Consider the following 24,292-nt stretch of genomic DNA (forward strand, 5'->3'; position numbering starts at 1 on the left):
CCCCACCAAGGGGGAGATGGAAGCAAGCGGTCGCGTCATCCTCCAATCTCCCCACTTGTGGGGGAGAAAGCGATTTCGATGGCTTAGCCGAAGGCTAAACATCAGAAATCGCAAGAGAGGGGGCGATTGATTTCCGGCTGTTATCAGTGCCCCTCGAAGAAACCTCTGGCCCCGATCCACCGTCTTGCTGCAAGATCATCTGGTGAAATCAGAACGCTGATAAAGCCGACATCACCCCACATCCAAGACAACATATCGTCACATTGGATGGAAAGAAGAGGTATTTCAGCGCTGAAATCCTCCGATGATTGCTGAAAAGTTGGAACCAGACCGAACATCGCGTGTGGAAGGACCCGCCAGCCGGAGCGGCCGCGTTTGTTGATCAGGAAGCTTCGGATTTCATCTGGAATGCGCGCGAAGACTTCAGCGGAATCTGTCATCATGTCTCTGTAAACATCTGATGCAGCGTGACGCAGCTTTGATGTCCCGCCGCCGTACCGGATATGGGGACGCAAAGCTTTCATACTGGTCTCAAGGTCATTAGCCGCGGCCTCTCCCAGCGCCTGAAATGGGTCCATAGTGCCCGAAATATTGTCCCAATGCTCGATGAAGGCGCGAACGTCCGGCATTTCGACTTCCTTTTTCTGCCAGGCTTCTTCCAGCTTTTGAAGCGTTTCTGCTGGCCAAGGACCGCGTCTCGATCGGTTGGCGTCATGTTCATTCACGACACGCTTGTAGTCTGATACGAGGCGTGTCACCGCCTGCCACGGAAATTGGGCCGATTCTATTCCTTCGAGGCTATCCTTTTCAAAAAGGTGAATGCTCTCTGGATTGGGACCAGCGCGGTCGATTGCCGCGCCCAGATCGGGGTATTTGCCGTCTCTAACTTGTGCGAGCGAGAACTCGATTGGCCAGCGCCGAAACACACGAGGTACGTCTTTAGCGATTGAGGAACCCGGATAGTAGTACGCCCAACCATCCCGATACAGGGGCGGGCAATCTTCCGGTGGCTGCGCCAGCGTCGTCGATGGATCTTCAGAGTAGACCACGCCGACGCTTGGCTCGTCATCCTTGAGGTACGTATCGATAAAGAAATTCAGGATTCCTCTACTGGGCAATGCCGGCGTGGTGTTTCCTCTCGGCAAATTGCCGAGGTCAATTTGCGCGATATGATGTAATGGAAAGCCCCCTTTTGGGGAGCGGGGCCATTTTGTCCCGTCGATGGCGGGCAAGCCTCCGAACCAGCTTGTCGCAGTCTGCCATTTGATTTCGTGATCGCGCTTCATCCGCGCCAAGACGATCACGTCCAAAAGATAGCTCTTGTACTTCATCGGCTCTCTCCTACTGGTTGTGCAGTCGTACACGTCAATAGATTTTGTTTTTATGAACGAAAGACGCAGGGCGCGGAATTTCAAATCCCGGCACCCGGAGCCATTTTCCCCACCCCCCTTTCGCAATTGCAAAAAAAAGGGTATGAGCGCGGCAAAGTAACTGGCGCTGTCCTCCCCGCATTTTTGCCGCGCCCAAGCCTCAGAGATCTAGAACGATGGAAATTCGCAATATCGCGATTATCGCGCACGTTGACCATGGCAAGACCACGCTTGTCGACGAACTCCTTAAACAGTCGGGCTCGTTCCGCGAAAACCAGCGCGTTGCAGAACGCGTGATGGATAGCAACGACCTCGAAAAGGAACGCGGCATCACCATTCTTGCCAAGGCGACCTCGGTCGAGTGGAAGGGTGTTCGCGTCAACATCGTCGACACCCCCGGCCACGCCGACTTCGGCGGCGAAGTCGAGCGCATTCTGTCGATGGTGGACGGCGCGATCGTTCTGGTCGATAGCTCTGAAGGCCCGATGCCGCAGACGAAGTTCGTGGTCGGCAAGGCGCTCAAGGTTGGTCTTCGCCCGATCGTTGCGATCAACAAGATCGACCGTCCGGATGGCCGCCATGAGGAAGTCATCAACGAAGTGTTCGACCTCTTCGCAAACCTCGACGCCACCGACGAACAGCTCGACTTCCCGATCCTCTACGGTTCGGGTCGCGATGGCTGGATGAATGTCAGCCCGGAAGGCCCGAAGGATGAAGGTCTGGCCCCGCTGCTCGATCTCGTTCTCAAGCACGTTCCGCCGCCGAGTGTTGGCGACGAAGACGGCGCATTCCGCATGATTGGCACGCTGCTGGAAGCCAACCCCTTCCTCGGCCGCATCATCACCGGCCGCATCCATTCCGGCTCGATCAAGCCGAACCAGTCGGTCAAGGTCATCGGCCAGGACGGCAAGCTGATCGAAAACGGTCGTATTTCCAAGATCCTCGCTTTCCGCGGCATCGAGCGCACCGCCATTGACGAAGCCCATGCGGGCGACATCGTGGCAATCGCCGGCCTCTCCAAGGGCACGGTTGCCGACACGTTCTGCGATCCGTCCGTGACCGAGCCGCTGCATGCGCAGCCGATCGATCCGCCGACGGTCACCATGTCCTTCCTCGTCAACGATAGCCCGCTGGCCGGCACCGAAGGCGACAAGGTGACGAGCCGCGTCATCCGCGACCGTCTCTTCAAGGAAGCCGAAGGCAACGTCGCGCTGAAGATCGAAGAGTCGGAAGGCAAGGATTCGTTCTTCGTCTCCGGCCGTGGCGAATTGCAGCTCGCCGTTCTGATCGAAACCATGCGCCGCGAAGGCTTCGAGCTGGCCGTGTCGCGTCCGCGCGTTGTGATGCACAAGGACGAAACGACCGGCGAAACGATGGAGCCGATCGAAGAAGTCGTCATCGACGTTGACGAAGAACATTCCGGCGTCGTCGTGCAGAAGATGTCCGAGCGCAAGGCCGAAATGGTCGAGCTTCGCCCGTCGGGCGGCAATCGCGTTCGTCTCGTCTTCTTCGCGCCGACCCGTGGCCTCATCGGCTACCAGTCGGAACTGCTGACGGATACGCGCGGCACGGCGATCATGAACCGCCTGTTCCACGACTACCAGCCCTACAAGGGCGAGATCGCAGGCCGCACCAATGGCGTGCTTCTCTCCAACCAGTCGGGGGAAGCGGTCGCCTACGCCATGTTCAACCTGGAAGATCGCGGCCCGATGATCATCGAGCCGGGTGAAAAGGTCTATGCAGGCATGATCGTCGGCATCCACAGCCGCGACAACGACCTGGAAGTCAACGTTCTGAAGGGCAAGCAGCTGACCAACATCCGCTCTGCCGGCAAGGACGAAGCCGTTCGCCTGACGCCGCCGATCCGCATGACGCTGGACCGCGCTCTGTCGTGGATCCAGGACGACGAGCTGATGGAAGTCACGCCGAAGTCGATCCGTCTGCGCAAGTTCTATCTCGATAGCAACGACCGCAAGCGTTTCGAAAAGAGCCGCTCGGCTGTCGGCGCTGCGTAAGTTTGATGTCATAGGCAATTAAAAAAGGCCCGCTTCGCAAGAGGCGGGCCTTTTTATTAGCCGATTAATTAGCCGGATTAGAACTTCGCCGTCATCGGGTCCGGGCCGACGCGGTTGTCGCCGTCGAGTGCATCGAGAACCGCCTTGGCATCCGCATCCAGCGTGAAGTCGAAGACCTTGAAGTTTTCTTCGATGCGGGATGGCGTCACCGATTTCGGGATGACGATCAGGCCGTTGTCGAGGTGCCAGCGGATGATGACCTGCGCCACCGACTTGCCGAGGCGCTGTGCCACCTTGGCGATTTCCGGGTTTGCGAGCAGCTTGCCCTGGCCGAGCGGGCTCCAGGACTGCGTGCGCATGCCGAGCTTTTCATGCACGGCGCGGAGCGCCTTCTGCTGGAAATCCGGATGCAGTTCGATCTGGTTCAGCACCGGTGTTTCGCCGGTTTCGCCGATGATGCGGGTCAGGTGTTCTTCGGCGAAGTTGGAGACGCCGATGGAGCGGGCGCGGCCCTGTTTCTTGAGTTCGACCAGAGCCTTCCAGGCCTCGACATAGGTGCCGCGATGCGGGGAGGGCCAGTGGATGAGGAAGAGGTCGACATAGTCGGTGCCGAGGCGCTTCAGGCTTTCGTCGAAGGCCTTCAGCGCTGCGTCATGGCTCTGGCGGTCGTTCCAGAGTTTCGTCGTCAGGAAGATATCGCCGCGCTCGACGCCCGACTGGCGGATGCCTTCGCCAACACCCTCTTCGTTTTCGTAGATCGCAGCGGTGTCGACATGGCGATAGCCGACGTCCAGCGCCTTGCGCACGGCCGGGGCCGCCTCTTCATTCGGCGTCTGCCAGACGCCAAGGCCGATCTGCGGAATGGTTTTGCCGTCGTTGAATGTGATTGTCGGTTGATCCATGGGTGGTTCCTCTTTGGGTGGTCAAGGCTGGTGACGAAAATGCACAAAGTTCCGATTTGTTACCCGTTCTTCACTTGAAACGGGTCCGCTCCTCGGCTTTGTTAGCGCGCGTCGCGCAAACATGTGCAGCGGTTTTGTGAAAACGACGTGCGAATGCATAAGGCCGCCAAACAGCGAAAAATGGAGAGTGCTTTGAAAACGGAATGGATGGACATTACCGCTTCCGACGGGAAGACCATTAAGATGTATATCGCCACGCCGGATGACAAGGTCAAAGGCGCCATTGTCGTGCTGCAGGAGATTTTCGGGGTCAACGAGCATATCCGCACAGTCTGCGAACGCTATGCGGCGGAAGGCTATGTGGCGGCTGCACCGGCGATTTTCGATCGCCAGTCGCCCGGCTACGAGCGCGGCTATGCGCCGGAAGACGTGCAGGCCGGTATCGCCATGATGCAGAGTTTCGACCGCGATGCGGTGATGCTCGATATAGGTGCTGCGGTCGAGGCCGTGAAGCAGTATGGCAAGGTCGGCGTCGTCGGCTATTGCCTCGGCGGGTCGCTCGCCTATCGCGCCGCGATCAGCCGTGACGATCTCGCAGCCGCCTCCTGCTATTATGGCGGCATGGTTTCCGACATGGCGGACATGGCGCCCAAGTGCCCGACGATCACGCATTTCGGCGAGACGGACCAGTCGATCCCGCTCGAAAAGGCGGAGATCGTCAGGCAGAAGCGTCCGGAAGTGCCGGTTTATATCTACCCGGCGGGCCACGGCTTCAGCTGCGACGCGCGCTCCGCCTATGAGCCGGTCTCGGCCAAGCTGGCCTGGGAGCGGACGCAGAAGCTGTTTGCGGAGAATGTGGGGTGAGTTTTCTCCTCACTCGTTGTGGGGGAGGAAGTGATTTCAATATCTTAGCCAAAGGCTAAGTGCTAGAAATCGCAGGTGAGTTGTCCAACTTCGGCGAAGCGTTGGACTCCTCGTCCGCAAGCTCCAGCTCGACGCTGGATATATCGCCTTGCTAAGGTTTGTTTGTGGCGTTGGGACCTGTCATCGCTCGCCTCGAGCGGACGGAAAGGAAAATATCCCCGTCTGGCGCCCTTTCAATCCGCCCCCACCCGCGTCGTCGGCACCCCCTGCGGCGCGAGCACCGGCACGAAGACCCGGCGAGAGGCGCGCACGGCAACTGGAAGGCCCTGATAGAGCCGTTTGTGCGCCTCGATGATGACGACGCCGGAAAAGGCGGGCCAGAGTTTGCGGCCGATCTTTTCCATGCCCTGCCACATGCCAAGCAGCGAGCGCCGCGCGGCGGGTGGGAAGAACAGCGCCTCGCTCATCGCGCCGGGGGTGAAATTGGTCTCGCGTAAGAGTGCGATCAGCTGGCTGCGGGAATAGGGTCGGCCGGTTCCGAACGGCGTGTTGTCGAGCCGCGCCCAGAGGCCGCGCCGGTTTGGCACGACAATGACGAGGCGGCCGCCGGGGGCGAGGACGCGCCACAGTTCTTTCAGCGTTTCGCGCGGGCTTTCGGCAAATTCCAGCGAATGCACCATCAGCACGCGATCAATCGCCGCATCCGGCAGCGGCAATTCTTCATCGAATACGAGGGCTGCGGCGGAGAGGCCCGGAACCGGCCAGTTCACGGCCCCTTGCCCTGCCGGCATGAAGGCGAAGGTGCGTTCCGCACCGGCCTTGAACCGGTCGAGATAGGGCAGCGCGTAGCCCAGCCCCATCAGCCGCTCGTCGGGCACGCCCTGCCAGATCGCCGCGAGCGCCATGGTGATGGACTGCTCCGCCGTCCGCCCGACGGGCGACAGGTAGAATTCTCTCAAATCGACGATATCGGCATACATGAAACGATTGTGACCTGCGGACGGGTGGACATCAAGCCGTGAACGACTAGATTCCAGATAAGGTCAACAATCGGGAAAACCAAATGACTGCGCTGGATATCGATCTCTTCTCCTGCCTCTCGGACAATTTCGGCGTCCTCATCCACGATCCGGAAACCGGGCTGACGGCGGCCATCGATGCGCCGGAAGAAGGCCCGATCCTGGAAGCCCTGCAAAGGCGGGGCTGGACGCTGAGCCATATCTTCATCACGCACCACCACCACGACCATGTCGGCGCCATCGCGCCACTTTCCGCCCGCTTCAAGCTCGACGTCATCGGCCCCGAGGGCGAGAAGGAGAAGATCGCCGGCCTCACCCACACGGTCGAGGATGGCGAGCGATTCGACTTCGCAGGCCACCCCGTCGAAGTCATCCTGACGCCGGGCCACACGCTCGGCCATATCTGCTACCATCTGCCCGACGACAAGCTGCTCTTTGCCGCTGACACGCTCTTCGCGCTCGGCTGCGGCCGCGTCTTCGAAGGCACCATGGAGCAGATGCACAATTCGCTGCAGCGCCTCGGTCAGCTTCCCGACGACACCACGGTCTATTTCGGCCACGAATATACGCTCTCCAATGCCCGCTACGCGCTGACCGTGGAGCCGGAAAACCCGGCGCTTGTTGCCCGCGCTGGAGAAATCTCTGAACTGCGCGAAAAGAACCGCTTCACCGCCCCGACGACGATCGCGCTGGAGAAACTGACCAACCCCTTCCTGCGGGCGAAGGATGCGGCCGAATTTGCCGAGATCCGCAAGGGCAAGGACAATTTCAAATGAGATCGGCCGAAATGAAACCCGCCGACATCATTGCAGCGCTCGGGATGCAGCGCCATCCGGAGGGCGGCTGGTATGCCGAGACCTTCCGCGACACGGAAGGTGGCCCGCGAGGTCATTCCACGGCGATCTACTACCTGCTGGAAAAGGGCGAACGCTCGCATTGGCACAAGGTGACGGATGCGAGCGAAGTCTGGCTCTATCACGCCGGAAGCCCGCTGACGCTCTCCCTGTCGGAACATGGCAAGACGATCGAGACCTACAGCCTCGGCCCCGACGTTGTGGCAGGCGAGCGTCCGCAGGTCGTCGTGCCCGCCGGCTGGTGGCAATCGGCCGAGCCGACTGGCGATTTCACGCTGGTCAGCTGCACCGTCGCCCCCGGCTTCATCTTCGAAAGCTTTGAAATGGCCCCGCCGGACTGGCAGCCCGGCCTATGAGGTGGCGCGCCGCCTGAAGATCATGTCGCGCGCGGCAATCACCGCGCCGGCCGTGATCAGCAGGCCCGCACCGGCAATCCGCCAGGACGGTTCGGCAAAGCCGCCGAGGATCAGCGCGCCGGTCGACAGCAGCGGTGCGGCGTAGCTTGCCGCCCCCAGCAACTGGATATCGCCCTTTTTCACCCCGTAATCCCAGGTGTAGAAGGCAAGGCCGACCGGGAAGAGCCCGAGCCCGATCACGGCGACCCATTGGCTGGTCGTTTCCGGCCAGACCGTCTGTTCCAGCGCCAGATGGCTGATCAGCGAGAGAGCCGAGGTGGCGAGACAAAAGGCCGTCACCGCATCGGTCGGCACGGAGCCGAATTTCCGCGACATCAGCGAATAGGCAGCCCAGGTGAAGGCGCAGAGAAACGCCATGACATAGCCGAGCGTATAGGCCCCATCGAAGGAGAGCCCGTTGCGCGAGACGATGAGGAACGAGCCGGACAGACCCAGCACCGCGCCGATGACATGATGCAGCCGCAGCCGCTCGCCCGGCAGCAGCGCCGAACCCAGCACGATGAAGAGCGGCCAGAGATAGGCAATGAGCCCTGCTTCCGCCGGCGGCGCGTTGCGCAGCGCGGTGAAATAGAGAAAGTGATAGCCGAAGAGCCCGGCAATGCCCGTCACCCAGACCGGCCAGGGCTGGCGGAAGGCGGCAATGCGGGCGGGCTTGGCCGCCAGCATGATCAGACCCGGCAGGCTGCCGATGAGGAAGGTCACGGCGGCAAGCTGGAAGGGCGGCATCTTGCCCGAGGCCGCCGTCATCAGCGCCAGCAGCGACCACATGAGAATGGCGGTGAAGCCGATGAGAGTAGCGCGGGATTTCATCAGCTCGTCTCCGGCCCAAGCCGGAAAAGCCAGCCGTCAGGCACCAAATCGGGTTGCAGCGATCTCGACAGATCCGAACCCAGTCGGCACGAGGATCTTCACCGGCGCATATACATCCGCAACCGGAGATTTGGCAAACCAGATCTCCATGTCCTTGAGCTTGGCGACATATTCCATGTCGCTCTTGCCCTTGCGATAGCCGGCCTTCAGCCCGAGCTTCAGCCCGCAGACATGGGCTTCGAGCTTTTCGCGACCGTTGCGATAGGTCTGCACGCCCTTGTCTGTCAGCTGGAAATCCGTCCGCGCCTCGCCATCGAAAACCGGGATGGTAGCGGCACATGGGTTGGTATCGGCGGGCAGGATCAGGCCCGACAAAGGATCCACGGCGCGGGCAATATCGGCCGGCGTCACCGGCACCCAATTTGCCGGCGGACTGAGCGGCGGCTGCGCCTGGAACGACTTCACCCCGCCGCCGGCAAAGGACACTTCATAGACCTTGTGGGCAGTGCCGGCGACATAGTCGGAACGGTAGTTCTCGGCGACAAAATTGTCGCCCTTGAGCTTGCCCGACACATTGGCCGTGCCCTCGACCTTTCTGAACAGCCGGGCAAGCCCGGTCGTCTTGAACTGCCCCTGGATCTGGAAATCCTTGCCGGCAATCTCCGTGCGGAAGGAGGCCTTGGCGAGACTGAGGCCCGAAAGGGTGATCGAATAATCGGTCACATGATTGATGGTCGCCGCCGGCAGCGCCGAATTGATCGGCGCGGCAATGCCGAGAGCGGACAGGGCAAGAACGGCCAGACGGGCCGGGCGAAAAGGGGGTATCACGCGGTTCTGATCCATGGCTTCTAACCGAAAAAGGAGTAAGACGATCCGAAGGCGATCCTGTCATTCACCGGCTGAATGCCGGCTGAACACTCGGTTCATGATATTGCAGGCCTGAATTTCGGCCTTTTCATGAGGTTTGGCTTGACGGATGTCCGCGTGGTGACTATAGAACCGCAACTTTCCAATCATGGCCAGATGGAAAAGGCCGTTCCGGCAACGGAAACCTTTTGCCCGGCCGCACGAAAAACATAGGGTGTAACCATGTCGCGCAGCTGCGAATTGACCGCCAAGGGCGTACAGGTTGGCAACAACGTCAGCCATGCAAACAACAAGACGAAGCGCCGCTTCCTCCCGAACCTCGTCAACGTGACGCTGATTTCGGATGCACTCGGCCAGAGCTTCCGCCTGCGCGTTTCCGCAGCAGCGCTCCGCTCCGTCGAGCATCGCGGTGGCCTTGACGCCTTCCTTGCCAAGGCAAACGAAAACGAACTCAGCATGCGCGCCCGCCTGCTGAAGCGCCAGATCGCCAAGAAGCTCGCTGAAGCTGCTTGATCGACTGATGCAGTCATTATGATTGAAGGCTTGGATGCCCGGCATCCGAGCCTTTTCTCATGAATGAGACCTGCTGGTCTCCCCAATTCACATTTCTGTCCCTCCAACTGGTGGCATCACCCAGGATAAAAAAATGCTGATAGACAAGCGTACTCTGCCCTTCGTGGCCCTGATGACCCTCGTGGTCGTCTCCTCCAACTACCTCGTCCAGTTCCCGATCCAGGGAACGCTGTTCGGCATCAATCTCGCCGACCTGCTCACCTACGGGGCTTTCACCTATCCCTTCGCCTTCCTCGTCACCGACCTGACGAACCGCCAGTTCGGCCCCTCGGCCGCGCGCAAGGTGGTTGCCGTCGGCTTTGCCGTGGCCGTTGTCTTCTCGATCTTTGCCTCCACGCATCGCATCGCGATTGCTTCAGGCACGGCCTATCTGGTCGGCCAGCTGCTCGACATCACGGTGTTCAACCGCCTGCGCCGCCTGTCGTGGTGGAAGGCGCCGCTGATTGCGAGCCTCTTGGGTTCGGCCATCGACACGATCATCTTCTTCTCGCTGGCCTTCGCCCCCGTCTTCGCCTTCATCGGCCCGAACGACGACTTCGCCATCGGCTGGGGCACGATCCTCGGCATCTTCTCGACGGAAGCCCCGCGCTGGATCTCCTGGGCCATCGGCGACTTCTCCGTGAAGCTCCTCTGCGGCATCGTCCTGCTGCTGCCCTACGGCGCCTTCATCTCCGTGGTGAAGCCCATGCCGGGCCAGGCTGCGAAGGCCTGAGCCTCGAAGGCAATGCCTCTCTTCTCCATTGTGCCGGACCTGATCCGGCACAATGGAAGGAACCCAGAGCCTCATATGAGGAACCCGCCCCTTCAATCCTTCAGCCGAAACTCCAGCATCAGATTGCTTTGCAGGAAGGAATTGTTGTTGTCGGAGACGAGGACAAGATGCGTTGAGCCGTCAGCGGCATGGAACGCATCCACGCCTTCCATATTGTCGATCTTGTAGCTCAGATCGGCCACCATCAGCTCCTCGCCATCGACGGTCGCATCCGGCCTGATGTCATCGGCGCGGATCAGTCGCAAACGGATTGCCACGCCCTGCAACAGGCTGAAGCTGCGCTCCAGCAGCACGAGATCACCGCTCGGCAGGAAGGTGCCGTCGCTGATGTCGAAGGCGCCATGGCGGCGGACATAGAAGATGCCCTTGCGCGGCCCCTCGAGAACGGCCGCGTAGTTGTCTCCAGCCGCGTTCAGGCTCTCCTCTGCCACGATCACCGGCGAACCCGCCAGCGGCCCGTTGGCAGGCGCTACAACGACCGTCTCAAGGCCCTTGTTGGCTTTCAGCCGCGCATCCGGGATCAGCTTGGACAATGTACGCTTCGGGGGTGAGGTCTGAAAGCCCGGATCGGGATAGACATCGACGCGGTGAACCCGCTCGAAACTCACCAGCACCTCTCCAGTCCTGAATGCCAGGCTCTCGGCATCCATCTTTTCCTTGCGGGCATCCGGCCTGCCGGATTTCGCCAGCATCGGCGTGACGTCCACGTCTGCGATCCCGGCAAGACGGCCGGCCGCATCACGCACCAGCGCACCGGTAATCCAGTCGCCGTTGTCGATCACGCCGACGAAATGTGTCTGGTCGGGCCGCAAGCGGATGGAAGACCAGCCGCCGAAATTCGGATCGGGCGATTTCATCACCAGCCCGACGAGAAATTCCAGCCGGCCGAAAACGGTCTCCGAACTGCCCGGGTGAAAGGTTTCGATGCGCTCGCTTGTCACCGCGACCGGAGCGGCATGCGCCATGGCAGGGGCGACGCCGAGCATGGCGACGACGGCGCAATCCCTCAGGAGACTCTTCACGTCAGGCAAACCTTTGTTCAAGCCGGCGATCAGCCCGCGCGGCGCATGCCCCGGCGGCCACTGCCGCCCGCTTCGCTCTCATCGGCAAAGAGGGCTGCCAGCTGCTCGGTCATCGCGCCGGCCAGCTCGTCCGCATCCACGATGGTCACGGCCTTGCGGTAGTAGCGCGTCACGTCGTGACCGATACCGATGGCGAGCAGCTCGACCGGCGACTTGGTCTCGATCTGCTCGATGACCGCGCGCAGGTGGCGCTCCAGATAATTGCCCGGATTGACCGACAGCGTCGAATCGTCGACCGGCGCGCCATCCGAGATCATCATCAGAATGCGCCGCTGTTCCGGCCGGGCGAGCAGACGGTTATGCGCCCAGATCAGTGCTTCGCCGTCGATGTTTTCCTTGAGCAGCCCCTCGCGCATCATCAGACCGAGATTGGCCCGTGCGCGCCGCCAGGGCGTGGCTGCCGACTTGTAGATGATATGGCGCAGATCGTTGAGGCGGCCGGGCGTTGCCGGCTTGCCGTCAGCCAGCCACTTCTCGCGCGACAGTCCGCCCTTCCAGGCCTTGGTGGTGAAGCCGAGAATTTCGACCTTCACGCCGCAGCGCTCCAGCGTGCGGGCGAGAATGTCGGCGCAAGTGGCGGCGACCGTGATCGGTCGGCCGCGCATGGAGCCGGAATTATCTATCAGCAGCGTCACGACCGTATCGCGGAACTTCGTGTCGCGCTCCTGCTTGAAGGAGAGCGGCTGCATCGGGTCGATGACCATGCGCACAAGCCGCGCCGGGTCGAGATAACCCTCTTCGAGGTCGAAGTCCCAGGAGCGGTTCTGCTGCGCCATCAGGCGGCGCTGCAGGCGGTTGGCAAGACGGCCGACCGCGCCCTGAAGATGCGCCAGCTGCTTGTCGAGGAACGCGCGCAGGCGCAGGAGTTCCGATTCGTCGCACAGCTCTTCGGCCGGGATTTCCTCGTCGAATTCCTGCGTAAAGACCTTGTAGTCGACCTTGTCGTTGAAATCGTCGAAGGGGCTCGCCGGGCGCTTCATTTCGCCGGGCGTTTCGCTGTCCTCGTCGCCGTCGTCGCTCATGTCGTCGTCGGAAATCTCCGCGCCGTCCATTTCGCCGTCGTCCAGCTGCTCGTCGGAGGCCTCGCTGTCTTCGGACGGGGCAGCATCATCGCCGGCCTCTTCCTCGACATTGTCCTGATTTTCCTCGTCGCTGCGCGGGCTGTCCTCTTCGGAGGAATCGTCCTCGTCGTTATTGTCTTCCGTGTCGTTGTCGCCGTAATTCTCGGCCATTTCCATCGAGGTCAGCAGATTGCGCACCAGCTTGGCAAAGGCCTGCTGGTCCTCGATCGCAGACGGCAGCTTGTCGAGATCGACCGCGCCCTTCTCTTCGAGGAAATCGCGCCACAGATCGAGCACCGCACCCGCTTCCGCCGGGGTCTTGCGCCCCGTCAGCCGCTCGCGCACCAGAAGTGCGACAGCATCGTGGATCGGCGCATCCTCGCGCCGCGTCACGGTGCGATAATTGGACTTCGACAGCCGGTCGGCCAGGACCGTGTCGAGATTGTCGCCCATGCCGGCCATGCGGTTGGCGCCGATCGCCTCCACACGCGCCTGTTCAACGGCATCGAACACCGCCTTGGCATCCTCGCCCTGCGGCGACATGACGGCGTGAACCTTGGCATTATGGCAGGCCTTGCGCAAAGCCATGGAATCGCCAAGGCCGCGCGTCATCGAGACATCATGCGCGGTCGGGCGCTTGGAAAGCTCAGGCAGGCGCATGCGGTCGCCGGCAAAGCCGGGCCGCTCGCTCGAAAAGACAACCTCGATCTCCGGGCTGCCGGCTACCGCGCGGATACAGCCCGTAATCGCCTGCCGAAGCGGCTCGGTATCAACCCCGCCGCCCGGTTTGGCCTTCGAATTATCGCCCCTGCCTGCCATGATCGTCTTCTTTGTTTACGCGTTTCCGGACGGAAAACCGCTTCACACTTTTCCTGGAAACGCTCTTAAGCCGTCAGTACGATATTGGCAGCGCTTTCCTTGAGCTCGACGCCAAAGGCGCGCTGGTAATGCTCAGCCACCAGCGTGCGCTCCAGCTCGTCGCACTTGTTGAGGAAGGTCAGCCGGAAGGCAAACGCGACATCGCCGAAGATTTCCGCATTTTCCGCCCAGGTGATGACCGTGCGTGGGCTCATGACGGTCGAAAGATCGCCATTGATGAAGGAGGCGCGTGTCAGATCGGCAACGCGGACCATCTTGGAAACCGTGTCGCGACCATTGCCCTGGCGGAAGCTCTTCACCTTGGCGAGAATGATGTCGACTTCGTTCTCATGCGGCAGATAGTTCAGCGTGGTGACGATCGACCAACGGTCCATCTGGGCCTGGTTGATCTGCTGCGTGCCGTGATAGAGGCCCGTCGTGTCGCCAAGACCGACCGTGTTGGCGGTCGCAAACAGGCGGAAGGCGGGGTGTGGGCGGATGACGCGGCTCTGGTCGAGCAGCGTCAGGCGGCCCGAGGATTCCAGAACGCGCTGGATGACGAACATCACGTCCGGGCGGCCGGCATCGTATTCGTCGAAGACGAGCGCGACATTGTGCTGATAGGCCCAGGGAAGAATACCGTCCTTGAATTCGGTGATCTGCTTGCCGTCTTTCAGGACGATGGCGTCCTTGCCGACGAGATCGATACGGCTGACATGGCTGTCGAGGTTGACGCGCACGCAAGGCCAGTTGAGGCGGGCTGCGACCTGCTCGATATGGGTCGACTTGCCCGTGCCGTGATAGCCGGACACCATGACGCGGCGGTTATGCGCGAAGCCTGCGAGGATCGCGAGCGTCGTGTCGCGGTCGAAGAGATAGTCCGGATCGAGGTCGGGAACGTAAGGGTCGCCCTGGGAGTAGGCGGGAACCATCAGGTCGCTGTCGATGCCGAAAACCGTGCGCACCGAGACCTTGGTGTCGGGGAGGTTGGAAATTTCCAAATCGATCTTGCTCATTGCGTCTCCATCGCGGCGGACCTCGTCCGGCCGACCGCGCAAGGCCTTCCCTGGCGGCTTTGTTCAATCTTGTCCTATCTCGACGGGTTAGCAGAAACCCGCCTGCTTTAGCAACTGATAGGCCTGGACGACGGCGCGAAAACGCTCCTCCGATCCACGGTCGCCGCCATTTGCATCCGGATGATGCTTTTTGACAAGCTCTTTGTAGCGCGACTTGATGTCCTCGGGCGTCGCATTTGCGGCAAGAGCCAGCGTCTCGAAGGCCTTGCCTTCCAGCGGCTTGAGTTTCTTCACGCGCGGCTCGAAGCGGGGTCCGCGGCCGCGCCCCTGTTCGACAAAGCCGAACGGGTCCTTCATGCGCGCCTGGGCGCCTGCAGAGCCGGACCGCGTGGTGCCCTGCGTCGGGCCATGTTTGGAATTCTTGTTGACCCCCACCGTCCAGGTCGGACGATGACCGGTGATCGCCTCTTTCTGATAGCGCGCGATCTCGGTGTCGGAGAGGCCGGAAAAGTAGTTATACCCCTTGTTGTATTTCTGCACGTGCTCGAAGCAGAAAAGAAAATACTGTCCCTCCGCGTGACGCCCGACAGGCGCGCGGTGCTTGCCCGGTTCGTCACAACCGTCCCACTGACAGGTGGGGGCGGAAGGCTCCGGCCTCGCTTGCGCATGCTTTCGCGTGCGGATGCGATCAAAGTATTTGGAATCAAGTTTCATGAGGCGCTGAGTATGGGGTTTTAAAAACCCCACCACAAGAATTGACAAGCAAGAATGTTGGTGGCCTTCTGGAACCCTTTTCGCCGCTTTGCAAGGGTGCCAATGTCCGTTCAATCCGAGATAGAGGAGCTGCTGGGAACACACTTCCAGCCGGAACGCCTCGCCGTGATCAACGAAAGCGACCGCCATGCCGGTCATCGCCCGGAGGAAGAGGGCAACGAGACGCATATGCGGGTCCGCATCGTCTCGCCCACCTTCGCCGGCATGACCCGCGTTGCCCGCCACCGCGCCATCAATGACGCGCTGAAGCCCGCCTTCGACAAGGGCCTGCATGCGCTGGCCATCGAGGCCGCCGCCCCCGGCGAGGCAACCCGGTGGTAACGCCGGCGGTGACGCGGCCGTCTTTTGCTGGTAATGCGCAGCCAGCAATGTAAATGTACAACACATGAGAGACGACAAGACATCGCGCGACAAGCGCGGCTATCACCACGGCAATCTGCGCGAGGCGCTGATCGAGGCCGCGCTGAAGCTGATCAACGAGCATGGCTCGGACGGCGTCACGCTGTCGGAAGCCGCGCGCATTGCCGGCGTCAGCGCCGCAGCCCCCTATCGCCATTTTAAGGACCGTAACAGCCTGATGACGGCGGTGGCCGAACAGGGTTTTGCGACCTTTGCCGAGGTGCTCGAAAAGGCCCGTGCGGCCACGCCAAACAATCCGGTGAAGTCGCTGATGGCGATCGGCGAGGCCTATCTGGATTTTGCCCGCCGCGCGCCGGCACACTATGCTGCGATGTTCGAAGCCGGTATCGCGCATGGTTCGACGCCGGATCTCGCCCGCGAAAGTGCCCGCGCCTTCAACGTGTTGCGCGATGCCGCCACCGACATCCACGCCATTCTCCCACCGGATCGCCGCGCCCCTGCGCTGATGATTGCGCTGCATATCTGGTCGCTGACCCATGGCGTTTCCTCGCTGTTTCTCCGCGGTGACAACGCCCGGCGAAACCTGCCGGTGAAGCCGGAGGAACTGCTGGAATCCGGCGTCCTGATCTATCTCGACGGCCTCGGCTACGCGCCGCGCTGACGGCGACCGCAACCCAACCGATCAAATATTTTCGTTGCCTTCTTGACTTTCCCCAGCACTCCGCCAATCTATGTGAATGTTATTAACATTAACACCAACGGAGGCAGCGATGAGCATCGCCACCAAACTGGATGAAATGGGACGTCCCGCATGGATCGTGGCGATGATTGCCGGCTTCATCATCTTCTGGCCGATTGGCTTGGCCATTCTGGCTTTCACCATATGGAGTGGTAGAATGGGTTGCAGATCTTACGCATATGCCGGCTATCGTGACGAACGCCGCGCCTGGAAGGAAGCATGGCGGGACCGCAAGCGCGAGATGCGCGAGATGTTCCGCTCGGAGCGCAACCGCTTCGGCGGTGCGATGAGCGCCACCGGCAACAGCGCCTTTGACGACTACAAGGCCGAAACGCTGCGCCGCCTCGAACAGGAACAGGCCGAATTCGGCGAATTCCTCGACAACCTGCGCCGTTCGCGTGACAAGGCCGAGTTCGAACAGTTCATGCAGAGCCGCCGCAACGCGACGGCGCCTGCAACGACCGAGACCAACGGTTCCAACAACGCCCCGAGCGATATCGAACCCTGGCGCGGCCCGTCGGAAAACAACACGCCGAACTACTGAGTCCGGCGTGACATCCAGAACCGGCATCGTCCCAGGGACGGTGCCGGTTTTCGTTTGTGACCTCGACCGGAACAAATGCTGCGTACCCTGCGTTTGCCTCCCCGAATGTCACATCATTCGTCAGCGCAGCAGTGCGGAGGTAAAGACTATGCTGAAATGGGCTCTGATTTTTCTCATCATTTCGGTCGTCGCCGGTCTCTTCGGCTTCACCGGCATTTCCGCGGCGGCAGGCGGCGTTGCGCGCGTCCTGTTCTTCATCGCGATCGTGATCTTCCTGATCTTCGTCGTGCTGGCCATTCTCGGCATCGGCGTGGTGGCATAACGAAGTTTGCCGCCCTCAGATATCATCCTCGGCGGCGGGGCGGATGCGCAGCTTGGTAATCCGGTTGCGCTCCCGCTTCATCACGATGAAGCGCTTGCCGTAAAAGGTGAAGGCCTGCCGCTCGTCGGGGATGGATTTCGACTCGTGGATGACGAGACCGGCAATCGTTGTCGCCTCTTCATCCGGCAGATCCCAGTCCAGCGCGCGGTTGAGGTCGCGGATCGGCACGGAGCCATCCACCACCATCGACCCGTCCGCCTCCTGGCGAACACCCTGCATGTCGAGATCGTATTCGTCGGAAATATCGCCGACTATTTCTTCCAGAATGTCTTCCAGCGTGACCAGACCCTGCACTTCGCCATATTCATCGACGACAATGGCGAAGTGGCCCTTGCGGCGGAGAAACGCGTTGAGCTGATCCTTGAGGTTCGTCGTGTCCGGCACGAACCACGGCTTCTGTGCGAGCTTCACGATGTCGATCCTGGACGTGTCCGCATCGACATCGGCCATCGCCCGCAACAGGTCCTTGGCGTGCAACACGCCGATGATGTTGTCGTTGGAGCCGCGCCAGACCGGCATGCGCGTATAGGGGCTATCGAGGATGATGCGGATATTCACATCCGGCGGATCATCCGCATTGATCGCCCGCATTGCCACGCGATGCACCATGATGTCGGAGACTTCCAGTTCGCCGAGATCGAGCACGCCGCCAAGACGGTCGCGGTCGGCTTTCACAACCGAGCCTTCCTTGTGGAGATAATCCACCGCGCCGCGCAGCTCCTCATGCGCCGTCAGCATGGACACCTCGCTCGAAAGCCTGACCCCGAACAGCGCCATGATGCCGCGCACCAGCCAGTTGACCGCCGCCGAAATCGGCCCGACCACCAGCACGAAGAGGCGCACCATCGGCGCAACGGCGAGCGCAAACCGATCCGGCCCGGCAATCGCCCAGCTCTTCGGCAGCACTTCCGAAAATACGACGACGATGGCCGATGTCACCAGCGTGGCAATCGCCACGCCGGAATCGCCGAAGACGTCGAGAAACAGGCTGGTCATCAGCGAGCCAGCCAGAATGTTGACGATCGTGTTGCCGATCAGCAGCGCGCCGATCAGCCGGTCGCGCCGTTCGATCAGATGCGTCACCATGCCGGCGCGGATCTCGCCGTTATTGCCCAGCGTGTGCATGCGCGACCGGGACGTCGCCGTCAGCGCGGTTTCCGAGCCCGAGAAAAAGCCGGACAGCAGAACGAGCGCGAGGATGCTGACCATGCTCACCCAGTAATTGCCCAGGAAAGTCAGGATCGCGTCAATCGTCATCGGGCGAGCTTCTCATCGAGGAACCGCACGACTTCCGAGGCCGGCACGTCGTCGGCAATGAAGGACTGGCCGATGCCCCGCGTCAGGATGAAGGTGAGCTTGCCGCCCTTGACCTTCTTGTCCTGCGCGATCGCATCCATCAGCTTGTCGGCCGGCGGCAGTTCGCCGGGAATTTCCTGCATGGTCGTTGGCAGGCCGACATCCTTCAGGTGGCGGATCACCCGCGCTGCCGCATCGGGGCTTGCAAGGTTCATCCGCGCCGAAAATTCATGCGCCAGCACCATGCCGATCGAAACGCCCTCGCCATGGACAAGCCGGGCGCTGTCATAGTGTGTGACAGCTTCCAGCGCGTGGCCGAATGTGTGGCCGAGGTTGAGAAGCGCGCGGGCGCCGTTCTCGCGCTCGTCGGCCGCCACGACATCGGCCTTGGCCTGACAGCTGGCGGCCACGGCCTCGATGCGGGCATCGCCACCGGCAAACACATCGCGCCAGCTCTTCTCCAGCCATTCGAAGAAGTCCGGCTTGTCGATGAGGCCATATTTGGCGACTTCCGCATAGCCGGCGCGGAATTCGCGCGGGGTCAGCGTATCGAGAACGTCCGTATCGGCCAGAACGAGATCCGGCTGATGAAAGACGCCGACAAGGTTCTTGCCGTGGCGCGTGTTGATGCCCGTCTTGCCGCCCACGGAGCTGTCGACCTGCGAGAGAAGCGAAGTCGGCACCTGGATGAAGCGCGAGCCACGCCGCACGATCCCGGCCGCAAAACCGGTCAGGTCGCCGATGACACCGCCGCCCAGCGCAATCACCGCGTCGCCGCGCTCGATCCGCGCTTCCAGAACGTGATCGACGACGCGGATGAGATGTTCGAAGCTCTTCGTCTTCTCGCCCGCCGGAAGGGTGAGCGAGGTCGCCGTCAGGCCCGATTTCGTCAGGCTCTCCATGAACGCTTCGAGATAACGTACCCCGACATTCTCGTCGGTGATGATGGCGAGCTTGCGGCCCTTCAGCCGTGCGGAAATCTCGCGACCGGCTGACGCAATCAGGCCTGGGCCGATCAGGATGTCATAGGAACGGTCTCCGAGCGGAACCCGGACGGTGCGTTTTGCTTCAGCCAGCATGGTCGGCCTCTTGAATGGATGCAGGCAAGGCATGGGCGGCAATCGCCTCCATCACTTCCCGCATGATGATTTCCTTCTTGGCGTCGCGCGACATCACCGTGATATCGGCTTCCGCATAGATCGGGTAGCGCGCGGCCATCAGATTGGCGAGCGTCTCGCGCGGATTGGCGGTTTTCAGCAGCGGACGATTGTCGCGCTTGGAAACCCGGACCCACAGCGTTTCCAGATCGGCATTGATCCAGACGGTCAGCCCGCCCATGTCGCGGATGACGCGGCGCGTATTGTCGTTGATGAAGGCGCCGCCGCCGGTCGAGATGACGCGCGGCCCGGTCTTCAGGAGGCGCTCGATGACACGCGTTTCCAGCGACCGGAACTCCGGCTCGCCATAGGCGGCGAAAAGGTCGTTGATCGTCATGCGCGACACGCGCTCGATCTCGTGGTCGGAATCGACGAAGGGAATGTCGAGCGCCTGTGCCACCATCTTGCCGATGGCCGATTTGCCGGCCCCCATCAGCCCGACAAAGACGAGATCGCGCTTGCCGAGCGCACGCCGCGCCCGTGCCACCACATCGTCGTCTTGCATCGTCTCGGACACGCTCCACCTTCAAAGTCTTGCCGTTTGCCCCTGTTCCTATCGGCAAAAGCAAAGCGGGCGTCAAGTGCGGCTCGTCTTGTGTTGCCGCCGCGAAGGTCGCATATAGGAAAAAGCTCGATTCGCTTGCGGGATATCCCATGCCGACCTTGTTCCGCCTCATGCTTTGGTGCGCGATGATCGCCGGAACCGGCTATGCCATCCTCTATGTGCTGGCCTATGGCGTCCAGCCGACGCCGCGCGAGGCTTTCGTGAAAATACCATCCGAGCGCGTCAACGTGCAGCCGGCGAGCCAGTGAGATGGCAGACCTTTCGGGCGCGCATGTCGAAGCCTTTCTGGAAATGATGAGCGCCGAGCGCGGTGCCGCGCAAAACACGCTCGCCTCCTACAAGCGCGACCTCGACGATGCCCGCGCCTTCATGAAACGGCGCGGCGTGGCGCTGACGGAAGCCGCCTCCGCCGATCTTTCCGCCTATCTCTCCGATCTGGCCGCCCAGGGCTTCGAGACCTCGTCGCAGGCGCGCAGGCTTTCCGCACTCCGGCAGTTCTACAAGTTTCTCTATGCCGAAAATCTGCGCGGCGACGATCCGTCCGGGATCATCGACGCGCCGAAGAAAAATCGACCGCTGCCAAAAATCCTCAACGAGGATACGGTCGGCAGGATGCTGACGCTGGCTTCGGAAGAAGCCCAGCGCCCCGGGCCCGGCCAGACCGACCGGCTGCGCATGGCCGCCCTTCTCGAACTTCTCTATGCGACCGGCATGCGCGTCAGCGAACTCGTCTCGCTGCCCGCCCGCGTGCTGAACGGCGAAGGCCGCTTCCTGCTGATCAAGGGCAAGGGCAACAAGGAACGCATGGTGCCGCTGTCGCGACCCGCGATTGCCGCCCTCGACGCCTATGGCGCCGCACTCAAGGCCGAAGCCGCCGGCAAGGATGGCCCCGAAAGCGCCTGGCTCTTCCCGGCCCGCAGCAAGGAAGGCTATCTCCCGCGTCAGGTTTTTGCCCGCGACCTCAAGGCGCTCGCGGCACGCGCCGGCGTTCCGGCCGCCAGCGTCTCGCCGCATGTGCTGCGCCACGCCTTTGCCAGCCACCTTCTGCAGAACGGCGCAGACCTGCGCGCAGTGCAGGAATTGCTCGGCCATTCCGACATTTCGACCACGCAGATCTACACCCATGTTCTCGATGAACAGCTGCAGAAATTGGTCCATGAGCATCACCCCCTTGCAAAAAAGCCAAAAAGCGACGATTAGGGTCCGCGTAAACTGAAGCTGCCAGCGCTTGAAGCGCGGCTCACGCGCGCGCAAAGTAGCGACCGGAACGGATCAGATGCACAATTACCTCGACTTCGAGAAGCCGATCTCCGACCTGGAGGGCAAGATTATCGAGCTGAAAAAGCTCGCCGAACAGGACGACAGCGTCGATACGTCTGACGAAATTCAGAAGCTGGAAGCCCGCGCCCATGAGGCGATGGTGGAAATCTATGCCAAGCTGTCGGCCTGGCAGAAGACGCAGGTCGCCCGCCATCCGCAGCGCCCGCACTTCGTCGATTATATGGAAGCCCTGTTCGAGGACTTCACGCCGCTCGCCGGCGACCGCGCCTTTGCCGAAGACGCTGCCATCCAGGCCGGCCTTGCCCGCTTCCGCGGTCAGCCGGTGGCCCTGATCGGCCAGGAAAAGGGCAACGACACCAAGTCGCGCATCAAGCACAATTTCGGCAGCCCGCGTCCGGAAGGCTATCGCAAGGCGATCCGCGTCATGGAACTCGCCGACCGTTTCGGCCTGCCGATCATTTCGCTGATAGACACCGCCGGCGCCTATCCTGGCGTTGACGCCGAAGAGCGCGGCCAGGCCGAGGCCATCGCCCGCTCGACGGAAATGTGCCTCAACGTCAAGGTGCCGGTCATCTGCATCGTGCTGGGCGAAGGCGGCTCGGGCGGCGCAATAGCCATTGCCACCGGCAACCGCGTCTATATGCTCGAACATGCGATCTACAGCGTGATCTCGCCGGAAGGGGCCGCCTCGATCCTGTGGCGCGATTCCGCCCGCGCCAAGGAAGCTGCGACCAGCATGAAGATCACCGCCGAAGACCTGAAGGGCCTCGGCGTCATCGACGGCATCATTCCCGAACCCGTCGGCGGCGCCCATCGCGACCCTGAAGCGGTGATTGCCGCGACGGGCGACGTGATTGCCCGCGCGCTGGCCGACCTCAAGAGCGTCAAGGACCTGCGCAAGCAGCGCCGCGAGAAGTTCCTGGCCATCGGCCGCAATCTCTGAGGGAAGGGGCTTCAGGCCCCTTTTCCGCACCATGCAGACTCAGCCGACACGATCCGCCCGTCCTGGAGCGCCTCGTTATATAAGCTGGCCATAGTGTTTCCACATTTGCCCAAACTTTAACACATTTGGGCTGTTTGCAGTGGATAAGTCCGAATCCTTCATGCGGCGGTGCGTCCTGATAAGGTCCGCTTAACGATTTGTGAACTATAACAGGCTGCCGGCATCGTGCCGGGCTGTCCAGGCGTCAGTTTATCGAGCGGTGAATATGCGGTTCAAAGCCTTTGTCATCATGGCCTTTGCGGCAACCATGCTTTCAGCTTGCCAGCAGGAAGACGTGCTGGATATTTCGCGCATCCAGGGCAAGCCGGAACTGCGCCTGTCCAACGCGACGCTGTCGCGCATGAAGGCGCTGAACATGGATCGCAATTCGCCGATCATGATCCGCATCTTCAAGGAAGAAGGCGTGATGGAGGTCTGGAAGGCCAACACCTCCAACCGTTACGTCATGCTGAAGAGCTACCAGATCTGCGCCTGGTCGGGAAAGCTCGGCCCGAAGACCAAGGAAGGCGACCGTCAGGCGCCGGAAGGCTTCTACGACATCACGCCGGCGCAGATGAACCCCAATTCGCGCTACTATCTCGCCTTCAACATCGGCTATCCCAACGCCTATGACCGCTCGCTGAACCGCGGCGGCACCAACCTGATGGTGCATGGCGCCTGCTCGTCGTCGGGCTGCTATTCGATGACGGATGCGCAGGTGCAGGAAATCTTCGCGCTGGCGCATGACGCATTTGGCGGTGGCCAGCAGGCTTTCCAGATCCAGGCGCTGCCCTTCCGCATGACGGCGGACAACATGGCGCGCCACAAGAACAGCCCGAACATCGATTTCTGGAAGATGCTGAAGGTCGGCTACGACCAGTTCGAAATCACCCATCGTCCGCCGGTCGTCAACGTCTGCAACCATTCCTACGTCTTCAACCAGGTCGCAGTCCCGGGACAGAGCTTCAATCCGTCGGGCGCGTGCCCGGCCACCTCGACGCCGCCGGAAATGGCGCAGGCCTATTCGGCCTATCAGGCCAAGTACAGCACCGACTATGCTGCGGCGGAAAAGAAATATGCCGGCTACATCTGGGACGAGCCGACAGAGGCCCAGCGCAAGGCCGCCGTCGCCGACCTGAAGAAGAAGAGCACCGACCTCGCCTTCGCCCCCACCGGCAACGGCCTGCAGGCCGGCAAGCTGGTGAAGCTTGAGGACTTCAAGGCCGCGGAACAGCAGCGCGCCCAGACGGAAGCCGACAAGGCGCTCGCACAGGCCGCCATCAAGGCCGTCGAGAAGACAAGGCGCGCGCCTGTCCCGCAGGCCAACCCGCTCGCACCCGCCGCCCAGCCGACCACGGCAAGCGTCGCCTCCAACGTTCCGGAAAACCGCCCCTTCTGGAAACTCTGGAACTGACGGCGATGACCGGGCAGCAGCCCGAAAAACCCGACCTCACGCTCGACCTCAGGGGCCTCAAATGCCCCCTGCCGGCTTTGCGCGCCCGCAAGGCCCTGATACCGCTCGGTTCAGGCGCCCTCGTTGAGATCGAAACCACCGACCCCCTCGCCGGCCTCGACATCCCGCATATGTGCAACGAGGATGGGCATACGCTCGTGTCGTCGGAACGGACTGAGACGGGGCACCGATTTCGGGTGCGACGGGGGTAGGACGGTGCCCCCCGCCAATCTCCCCTCATGCGGGGGAGATGCCCGGCATGGCAGAGGGGGGGCCTCAC

The 24,292-nt window shown here is 61.6% G+C and carries 27 protein-coding genes; 15 read left to right on the top strand and 12 right to left on the bottom strand.

Going from position 1 to position 24,292, the window contains the following annotated elements; all coding sequences use genetic code 11:
• Positions 1 to 143 precede the first annotated feature (143 nt).
• Positions 144 to 1,331 carry a DUF1963 domain-containing protein gene (locus LQK84_RS22085; RefSeq protein WP_230830948.1) on the bottom strand — a complete coding sequence of 396 codons (1,188 nt, stop codon included), beginning with the start codon at positions 1,329 to 1,331 and terminating at the stop codon, positions 144 to 146.
• 215 nt (positions 1,332 to 1,546) lie between these two features.
• On the opposite strand from LQK84_RS22085, the gene typA reads away from it, so the two are divergent.
• A complete protein-coding gene (typA, locus tag LQK84_RS22090; protein ID WP_230830949.1) occupies positions 1,547 to 3,385 on the top strand; it encodes a translational GTPase TypA in 1,839 nt (612 codons plus the stop codon).
• Between the two features lie 77 nt (positions 3,386 to 3,462).
• Here typA and LQK84_RS22095 read toward each other — a convergent pair whose 3' ends face one another.
• Positions 3,463 to 4,287, bottom strand: a complete 825-nt coding sequence (locus tag LQK84_RS22095; RefSeq protein WP_230830950.1) for an aldo/keto reductase — start codon at positions 4,285 to 4,287, stop codon at positions 3,463 to 3,465.
• A gap of 192 nt (positions 4,288 to 4,479) precedes the next feature.
• On the opposite strand from LQK84_RS22095, the gene LQK84_RS22100 reads away from it, so the two are divergent.
• Positions 4,480 to 5,151 carry a dienelactone hydrolase family protein gene (locus tag LQK84_RS22100; protein ID WP_230830951.1) on the top strand — a complete coding sequence of 224 codons (672 nt, stop codon included), beginning with the start codon at positions 4,480 to 4,482 and terminating at the stop codon, positions 5,149 to 5,151.
• Positions 5,152 to 5,384: 233 nt separating this feature from the next.
• Here LQK84_RS22100 and LQK84_RS22105 read toward each other — a convergent pair whose 3' ends face one another.
• A complete protein-coding gene (locus LQK84_RS22105; protein WP_230830952.1) occupies positions 5,385 to 6,131 on the bottom strand; it encodes a class I SAM-dependent methyltransferase in 747 nt (248 codons plus the stop codon).
• An 83-nt stretch (positions 6,132 to 6,214) separates the two neighbouring features.
• Between LQK84_RS22105 and gloB the strand changes: the two genes are divergently transcribed.
• Complete coding sequence (gene gloB / locus LQK84_RS22110) at positions 6,215 to 6,946, top strand: hydroxyacylglutathione hydrolase (protein ID WP_230830953.1); 732 nt, start codon at positions 6,215 to 6,217, stop codon at positions 6,944 to 6,946.
• An 11-nt stretch (positions 6,947 to 6,957) separates the two neighbouring features.
• Complete coding sequence (locus tag LQK84_RS22115) at positions 6,958 to 7,380, top strand: cupin domain-containing protein (RefSeq protein WP_230831047.1); 423 nt, start codon at positions 6,958 to 6,960, stop codon at positions 7,378 to 7,380.
• Here the strand turns inward: LQK84_RS22115 and yddG are convergent.
• On the bottom strand, positions 7,375 to 8,250 hold the full coding sequence (gene yddG / locus LQK84_RS22120) for an aromatic amino acid exporter YddG (RefSeq protein ID WP_230830954.1): 876 nt from the start codon (positions 8,248 to 8,250) through the stop codon (positions 7,375 to 7,377). The two genes, LQK84_RS22115 and yddG, sit on opposite strands and share 6 nt — an antisense overlap.
• A gap of 36 nt (positions 8,251 to 8,286) precedes the next feature.
• On the bottom strand, positions 8,287 to 9,078 hold the full coding sequence (locus tag LQK84_RS22125) for a DUF3108 domain-containing protein (protein ID WP_230830955.1): 792 nt from the start codon (positions 9,076 to 9,078) through the stop codon (positions 8,287 to 8,289).
• Positions 9,079 to 9,339: 261 nt separating this feature from the next.
• On the opposite strand from LQK84_RS22125, the gene rpmB reads away from it, so the two are divergent.
• Both rpmB and LQK84_RS22135 read left to right on the top strand, forming a co-directional pair.
• Positions 9,340 to 9,630 carry a 50S ribosomal protein L28 gene (gene rpmB, locus LQK84_RS22130; RefSeq protein ID WP_109856484.1) on the top strand — a complete coding sequence of 97 codons (291 nt, stop codon included), beginning with the start codon at positions 9,340 to 9,342 and terminating at the stop codon, positions 9,628 to 9,630.
• Positions 9,631 to 9,763: 133 nt separating this feature from the next.
• The gene (locus LQK84_RS22135; RefSeq protein WP_230830956.1) at positions 9,764 to 10,402 is read left to right on the top strand and encodes a queuosine precursor transporter; all 639 of its coding nucleotides are present in this window, start codon (positions 9,764 to 9,766) and stop codon (positions 10,400 to 10,402) included.
• Between the two features lie 92 nt (positions 10,403 to 10,494).
• Here the strand turns inward: LQK84_RS22135 and LQK84_RS22140 are convergent, their stop codons facing one another.
• The 4 genes from LQK84_RS22140 to LQK84_RS22155 form a co-directional block, all read right to left on the bottom strand.
• On the bottom strand, positions 10,495 to 11,448 hold the full coding sequence (locus LQK84_RS22140; protein ID WP_269072224.1) for an esterase-like activity of phytase family protein: 954 nt from the start codon (positions 11,446 to 11,448) through the stop codon (positions 10,495 to 10,497).
• A 65-nt stretch (positions 11,449 to 11,513) separates the two neighbouring features.
• Positions 11,514 to 13,424 carry a cobaltochelatase subunit CobT gene (cobT, locus tag LQK84_RS22145; RefSeq protein WP_230830958.1) on the bottom strand — a complete coding sequence of 637 codons (1,911 nt, stop codon included), beginning with the start codon at positions 13,422 to 13,424 and terminating at the stop codon, positions 11,514 to 11,516.
• Between the two features lie 65 nt (positions 13,425 to 13,489).
• Entirely contained in the window at positions 13,490 to 14,479 is a 990-nt protein-coding gene (gene cobS / locus LQK84_RS22150) for a cobaltochelatase subunit CobS (RefSeq protein WP_230830959.1), read from the bottom strand.
• Between the two features lie 87 nt (positions 14,480 to 14,566).
• Positions 14,567 to 15,193 carry a J domain-containing protein gene (locus LQK84_RS22155; RefSeq protein WP_230831048.1) on the bottom strand — a complete coding sequence of 209 codons (627 nt, stop codon included), beginning with the start codon at positions 15,191 to 15,193 and terminating at the stop codon, positions 14,567 to 14,569.
• A gap of 102 nt (positions 15,194 to 15,295) precedes the next feature.
• On the opposite strand from LQK84_RS22155, the gene LQK84_RS22160 reads away from it, so the two are divergent.
• The 4 genes from LQK84_RS22160 to LQK84_RS22175 all read left to right on the top strand — a co-directional run bounded on the left by LQK84_RS22160 (position 15,296) and on the right by LQK84_RS22175 (position 17,218).
• On the top strand, positions 15,296 to 15,574 hold the full coding sequence (locus tag LQK84_RS22160) for a BolA family protein (RefSeq protein ID WP_230830960.1): 279 nt from the start codon (positions 15,296 to 15,298) through the stop codon (positions 15,572 to 15,574).
• 64 nt (positions 15,575 to 15,638) lie between these two features.
• Positions 15,639 to 16,274 (top strand): TetR/AcrR family transcriptional regulator, encoded by a 636-nt coding sequence (locus LQK84_RS22165; RefSeq protein ID WP_230830961.1) that lies wholly within the window; start codon positions 15,639 to 15,641, stop codon positions 16,272 to 16,274.
• Positions 16,275 to 16,383: 109 nt separating this feature from the next.
• Positions 16,384 to 16,896 carry a DUF2852 domain-containing protein gene (locus LQK84_RS22170; protein WP_230830962.1) on the top strand — a complete coding sequence of 171 codons (513 nt, stop codon included), beginning with the start codon at positions 16,384 to 16,386 and terminating at the stop codon, positions 16,894 to 16,896.
• Positions 16,897 to 17,044: 148 nt separating this feature from the next.
• A complete protein-coding gene (locus tag LQK84_RS22175) occupies positions 17,045 to 17,218 on the top strand; it encodes a DUF1328 domain-containing protein (protein WP_230830963.1) in 174 nt (57 codons plus the stop codon).
• 15 nt (positions 17,219 to 17,233) lie between these two features.
• Here the strand turns inward: LQK84_RS22175 and LQK84_RS22180 are convergent, their stop codons facing one another.
• From LQK84_RS22180 to LQK84_RS22190, 3 genes are read right to left on the bottom strand one after another with little or no spacing between them, the layout of a single operon-like run.
• Positions 17,234 to 18,535 (bottom strand): HlyC/CorC family transporter, encoded by a 1,302-nt coding sequence (locus LQK84_RS22180; RefSeq protein ID WP_230830964.1) that lies wholly within the window; start codon positions 18,533 to 18,535, stop codon positions 17,234 to 17,236.
• A complete protein-coding gene (aroB, locus tag LQK84_RS22185) occupies positions 18,532 to 19,653 on the bottom strand; it encodes a 3-dehydroquinate synthase (protein WP_230830965.1) in 1,122 nt (373 codons plus the stop codon). Before aroB ends, LQK84_RS22180 begins: the two co-directional genes overlap by 4 nt.
• Positions 19,643 to 20,236 carry a shikimate kinase gene (locus tag LQK84_RS22190; protein WP_230831049.1) on the bottom strand — a complete coding sequence of 198 codons (594 nt, stop codon included), beginning with the start codon at positions 20,234 to 20,236 and terminating at the stop codon, positions 19,643 to 19,645. The genes aroB and LQK84_RS22190 overlap by 11 nt, the downstream gene beginning before the upstream one ends.
• A gap of 149 nt (positions 20,237 to 20,385) precedes the next feature.
• On the opposite strand from LQK84_RS22190, the gene LQK84_RS22195 reads away from it, so the two are divergent.
• The 5 genes from LQK84_RS22195 to LQK84_RS22215 all read left to right on the top strand — a co-directional run bounded on the left by LQK84_RS22195 (position 20,386) and on the right by LQK84_RS22215 (position 24,224).
• Entirely contained in the window at positions 20,386 to 20,544 is a 159-nt protein-coding gene (locus tag LQK84_RS22195) for a hypothetical protein (RefSeq protein WP_230830966.1), read from the top strand.
• 1 nt (position 20,545) lies between these two features.
• The gene (xerD, locus tag LQK84_RS22200) at positions 20,546 to 21,496 is read left to right on the top strand and encodes a site-specific tyrosine recombinase XerD (RefSeq protein ID WP_230830967.1); all 951 of its coding nucleotides are present in this window, start codon (positions 20,546 to 20,548) and stop codon (positions 21,494 to 21,496) included.
• A 76-nt stretch (positions 21,497 to 21,572) separates the two neighbouring features.
• The gene (locus LQK84_RS22205) at positions 21,573 to 22,520 is read left to right on the top strand and encodes an acetyl-CoA carboxylase carboxyltransferase subunit alpha (RefSeq protein WP_230830968.1); all 948 of its coding nucleotides are present in this window, start codon (positions 21,573 to 21,575) and stop codon (positions 22,518 to 22,520) included.
• Between the two features lie 265 nt (positions 22,521 to 22,785).
• Entirely contained in the window at positions 22,786 to 23,973 is a 1,188-nt protein-coding gene (locus LQK84_RS22210) for a L,D-transpeptidase family protein (RefSeq protein ID WP_230830969.1), read from the top strand.
• A 5-nt stretch (positions 23,974 to 23,978) separates the two neighbouring features.
• Positions 23,979 to 24,224, top strand: coding sequence for a sulfurtransferase TusA family protein (locus tag LQK84_RS22215; RefSeq protein WP_230830970.1), 246 nt, complete (start codon positions 23,979 to 23,981; stop codon positions 24,222 to 24,224).
• Positions 24,225 to 24,292 lie beyond the last annotated feature (68 nt).

This window comes from Rhizobium sp. C4 (genome assembly GCF_021026315.1).
In the GTDB taxonomy this organism is placed as follows: domain Bacteria; phylum Pseudomonadota; class Alphaproteobacteria; order Rhizobiales; family Rhizobiaceae; genus Ensifer_A.

What these genes read in the sequence shown, in the direction of transcription:
- LQK84_RS22085 (WP_230830948.1), bottom strand. Translation starts at nt 1,331, where the DNA reads ATGAAGTACAAGAGCTATCTTTTGGACGTGATCGTCTTGGCGCGGATG.
- typA (WP_230830949.1), top strand. Translation starts at nt 1,547, where the DNA reads ATGGAAATTCGCAATATCGCGATTATCGCGCACGTTGACCATGGCAAG.
- LQK84_RS22095 (WP_230830950.1), bottom strand. Translation starts at nt 4,287, where the DNA reads ATGGATCAACCGACAATCACATTCAACGACGGCAAAACCATTCCGCAG.
- LQK84_RS22105 (WP_230830952.1), bottom strand. Translation starts at nt 6,131, where the DNA reads ATGTATGCCGATATCGTCGATTTGAGAGAATTCTACCTGTCGCCCGTC.
- gloB (WP_230830953.1), top strand. Translation starts at nt 6,215, where the DNA reads ATGACTGCGCTGGATATCGATCTCTTCTCCTGCCTCTCGGACAATTTC.
- LQK84_RS22115 (WP_230831047.1), top strand. Translation starts at nt 6,958, where the DNA reads ATGAAACCCGCCGACATCATTGCAGCGCTCGGGATGCAGCGCCATCCG.
- yddG (WP_230830954.1), bottom strand. Translation starts at nt 8,250, where the DNA reads ATGAAATCCCGCGCTACTCTCATCGGCTTCACCGCCATTCTCATGTGG.
- rpmB (WP_109856484.1), top strand. Translation starts at nt 9,340, where the DNA reads ATGTCGCGCAGCTGCGAATTGACCGCCAAGGGCGTACAGGTTGGCAAC.
- LQK84_RS22135 (WP_230830956.1), top strand. Translation starts at nt 9,764, where the DNA reads ATGCTGATAGACAAGCGTACTCTGCCCTTCGTGGCCCTGATGACCCTC.
- LQK84_RS22140 (WP_269072224.1), bottom strand. Translation starts at nt 11,448, where the DNA reads ATGCTCGGCGTCGCCCCTGCCATGGCGCATGCCGCTCCGGTCGCGGTG.
- cobT (WP_230830958.1), bottom strand. Translation starts at nt 13,424, where the DNA reads ATGGCAGGCAGGGGCGATAATTCGAAGGCCAAACCGGGCGGCGGGGTT.
- cobS (WP_230830959.1), bottom strand. Translation starts at nt 14,479, where the DNA reads ATGAGCAAGATCGATTTGGAAATTTCCAACCTCCCCGACACCAAGGTC.
- LQK84_RS22155 (WP_230831048.1), bottom strand. Translation starts at nt 15,193, where the DNA reads ATGAAACTTGATTCCAAATACTTTGATCGCATCCGCACGCGAAAGCAT.
- LQK84_RS22160 (WP_230830960.1), top strand. Translation starts at nt 15,296, where the DNA reads ATGTCCGTTCAATCCGAGATAGAGGAGCTGCTGGGAACACACTTCCAG.
- LQK84_RS22165 (WP_230830961.1), top strand. Translation starts at nt 15,639, where the DNA reads ATGAGAGACGACAAGACATCGCGCGACAAGCGCGGCTATCACCACGGC.
- LQK84_RS22170 (WP_230830962.1), top strand. Translation starts at nt 16,384, where the DNA reads ATGAGCATCGCCACCAAACTGGATGAAATGGGACGTCCCGCATGGATC.
- LQK84_RS22175 (WP_230830963.1), top strand. Translation starts at nt 17,045, where the DNA reads ATGCTGAAATGGGCTCTGATTTTTCTCATCATTTCGGTCGTCGCCGGT.
- LQK84_RS22180 (WP_230830964.1), bottom strand. Translation starts at nt 18,535, where the DNA reads ATGACGATTGACGCGATCCTGACTTTCCTGGGCAATTACTGGGTGAGC.
- aroB (WP_230830965.1), bottom strand. Translation starts at nt 19,653, where the DNA reads ATGCTGGCTGAAGCAAAACGCACCGTCCGGGTTCCGCTCGGAGACCGT.
- LQK84_RS22190 (WP_230831049.1), bottom strand. Translation starts at nt 20,236, where the DNA reads ATGCAAGACGACGATGTGGTGGCACGGGCGCGGCGTGCGCTCGGCAAG.
- LQK84_RS22195 (WP_230830966.1), top strand. Translation starts at nt 20,386, where the DNA reads ATGCCGACCTTGTTCCGCCTCATGCTTTGGTGCGCGATGATCGCCGGA.
- xerD (WP_230830967.1), top strand. Translation starts at nt 20,546, where the DNA reads ATGGCAGACCTTTCGGGCGCGCATGTCGAAGCCTTTCTGGAAATGATG.
- LQK84_RS22205 (WP_230830968.1), top strand. Translation starts at nt 21,573, where the DNA reads ATGCACAATTACCTCGACTTCGAGAAGCCGATCTCCGACCTGGAGGGC.
- LQK84_RS22210 (WP_230830969.1), top strand. Translation starts at nt 22,786, where the DNA reads ATGCGGTTCAAAGCCTTTGTCATCATGGCCTTTGCGGCAACCATGCTT.
- LQK84_RS22215 (WP_230830970.1), top strand. Translation starts at nt 23,979, where the DNA reads ATGACCGGGCAGCAGCCCGAAAAACCCGACCTCACGCTCGACCTCAGG.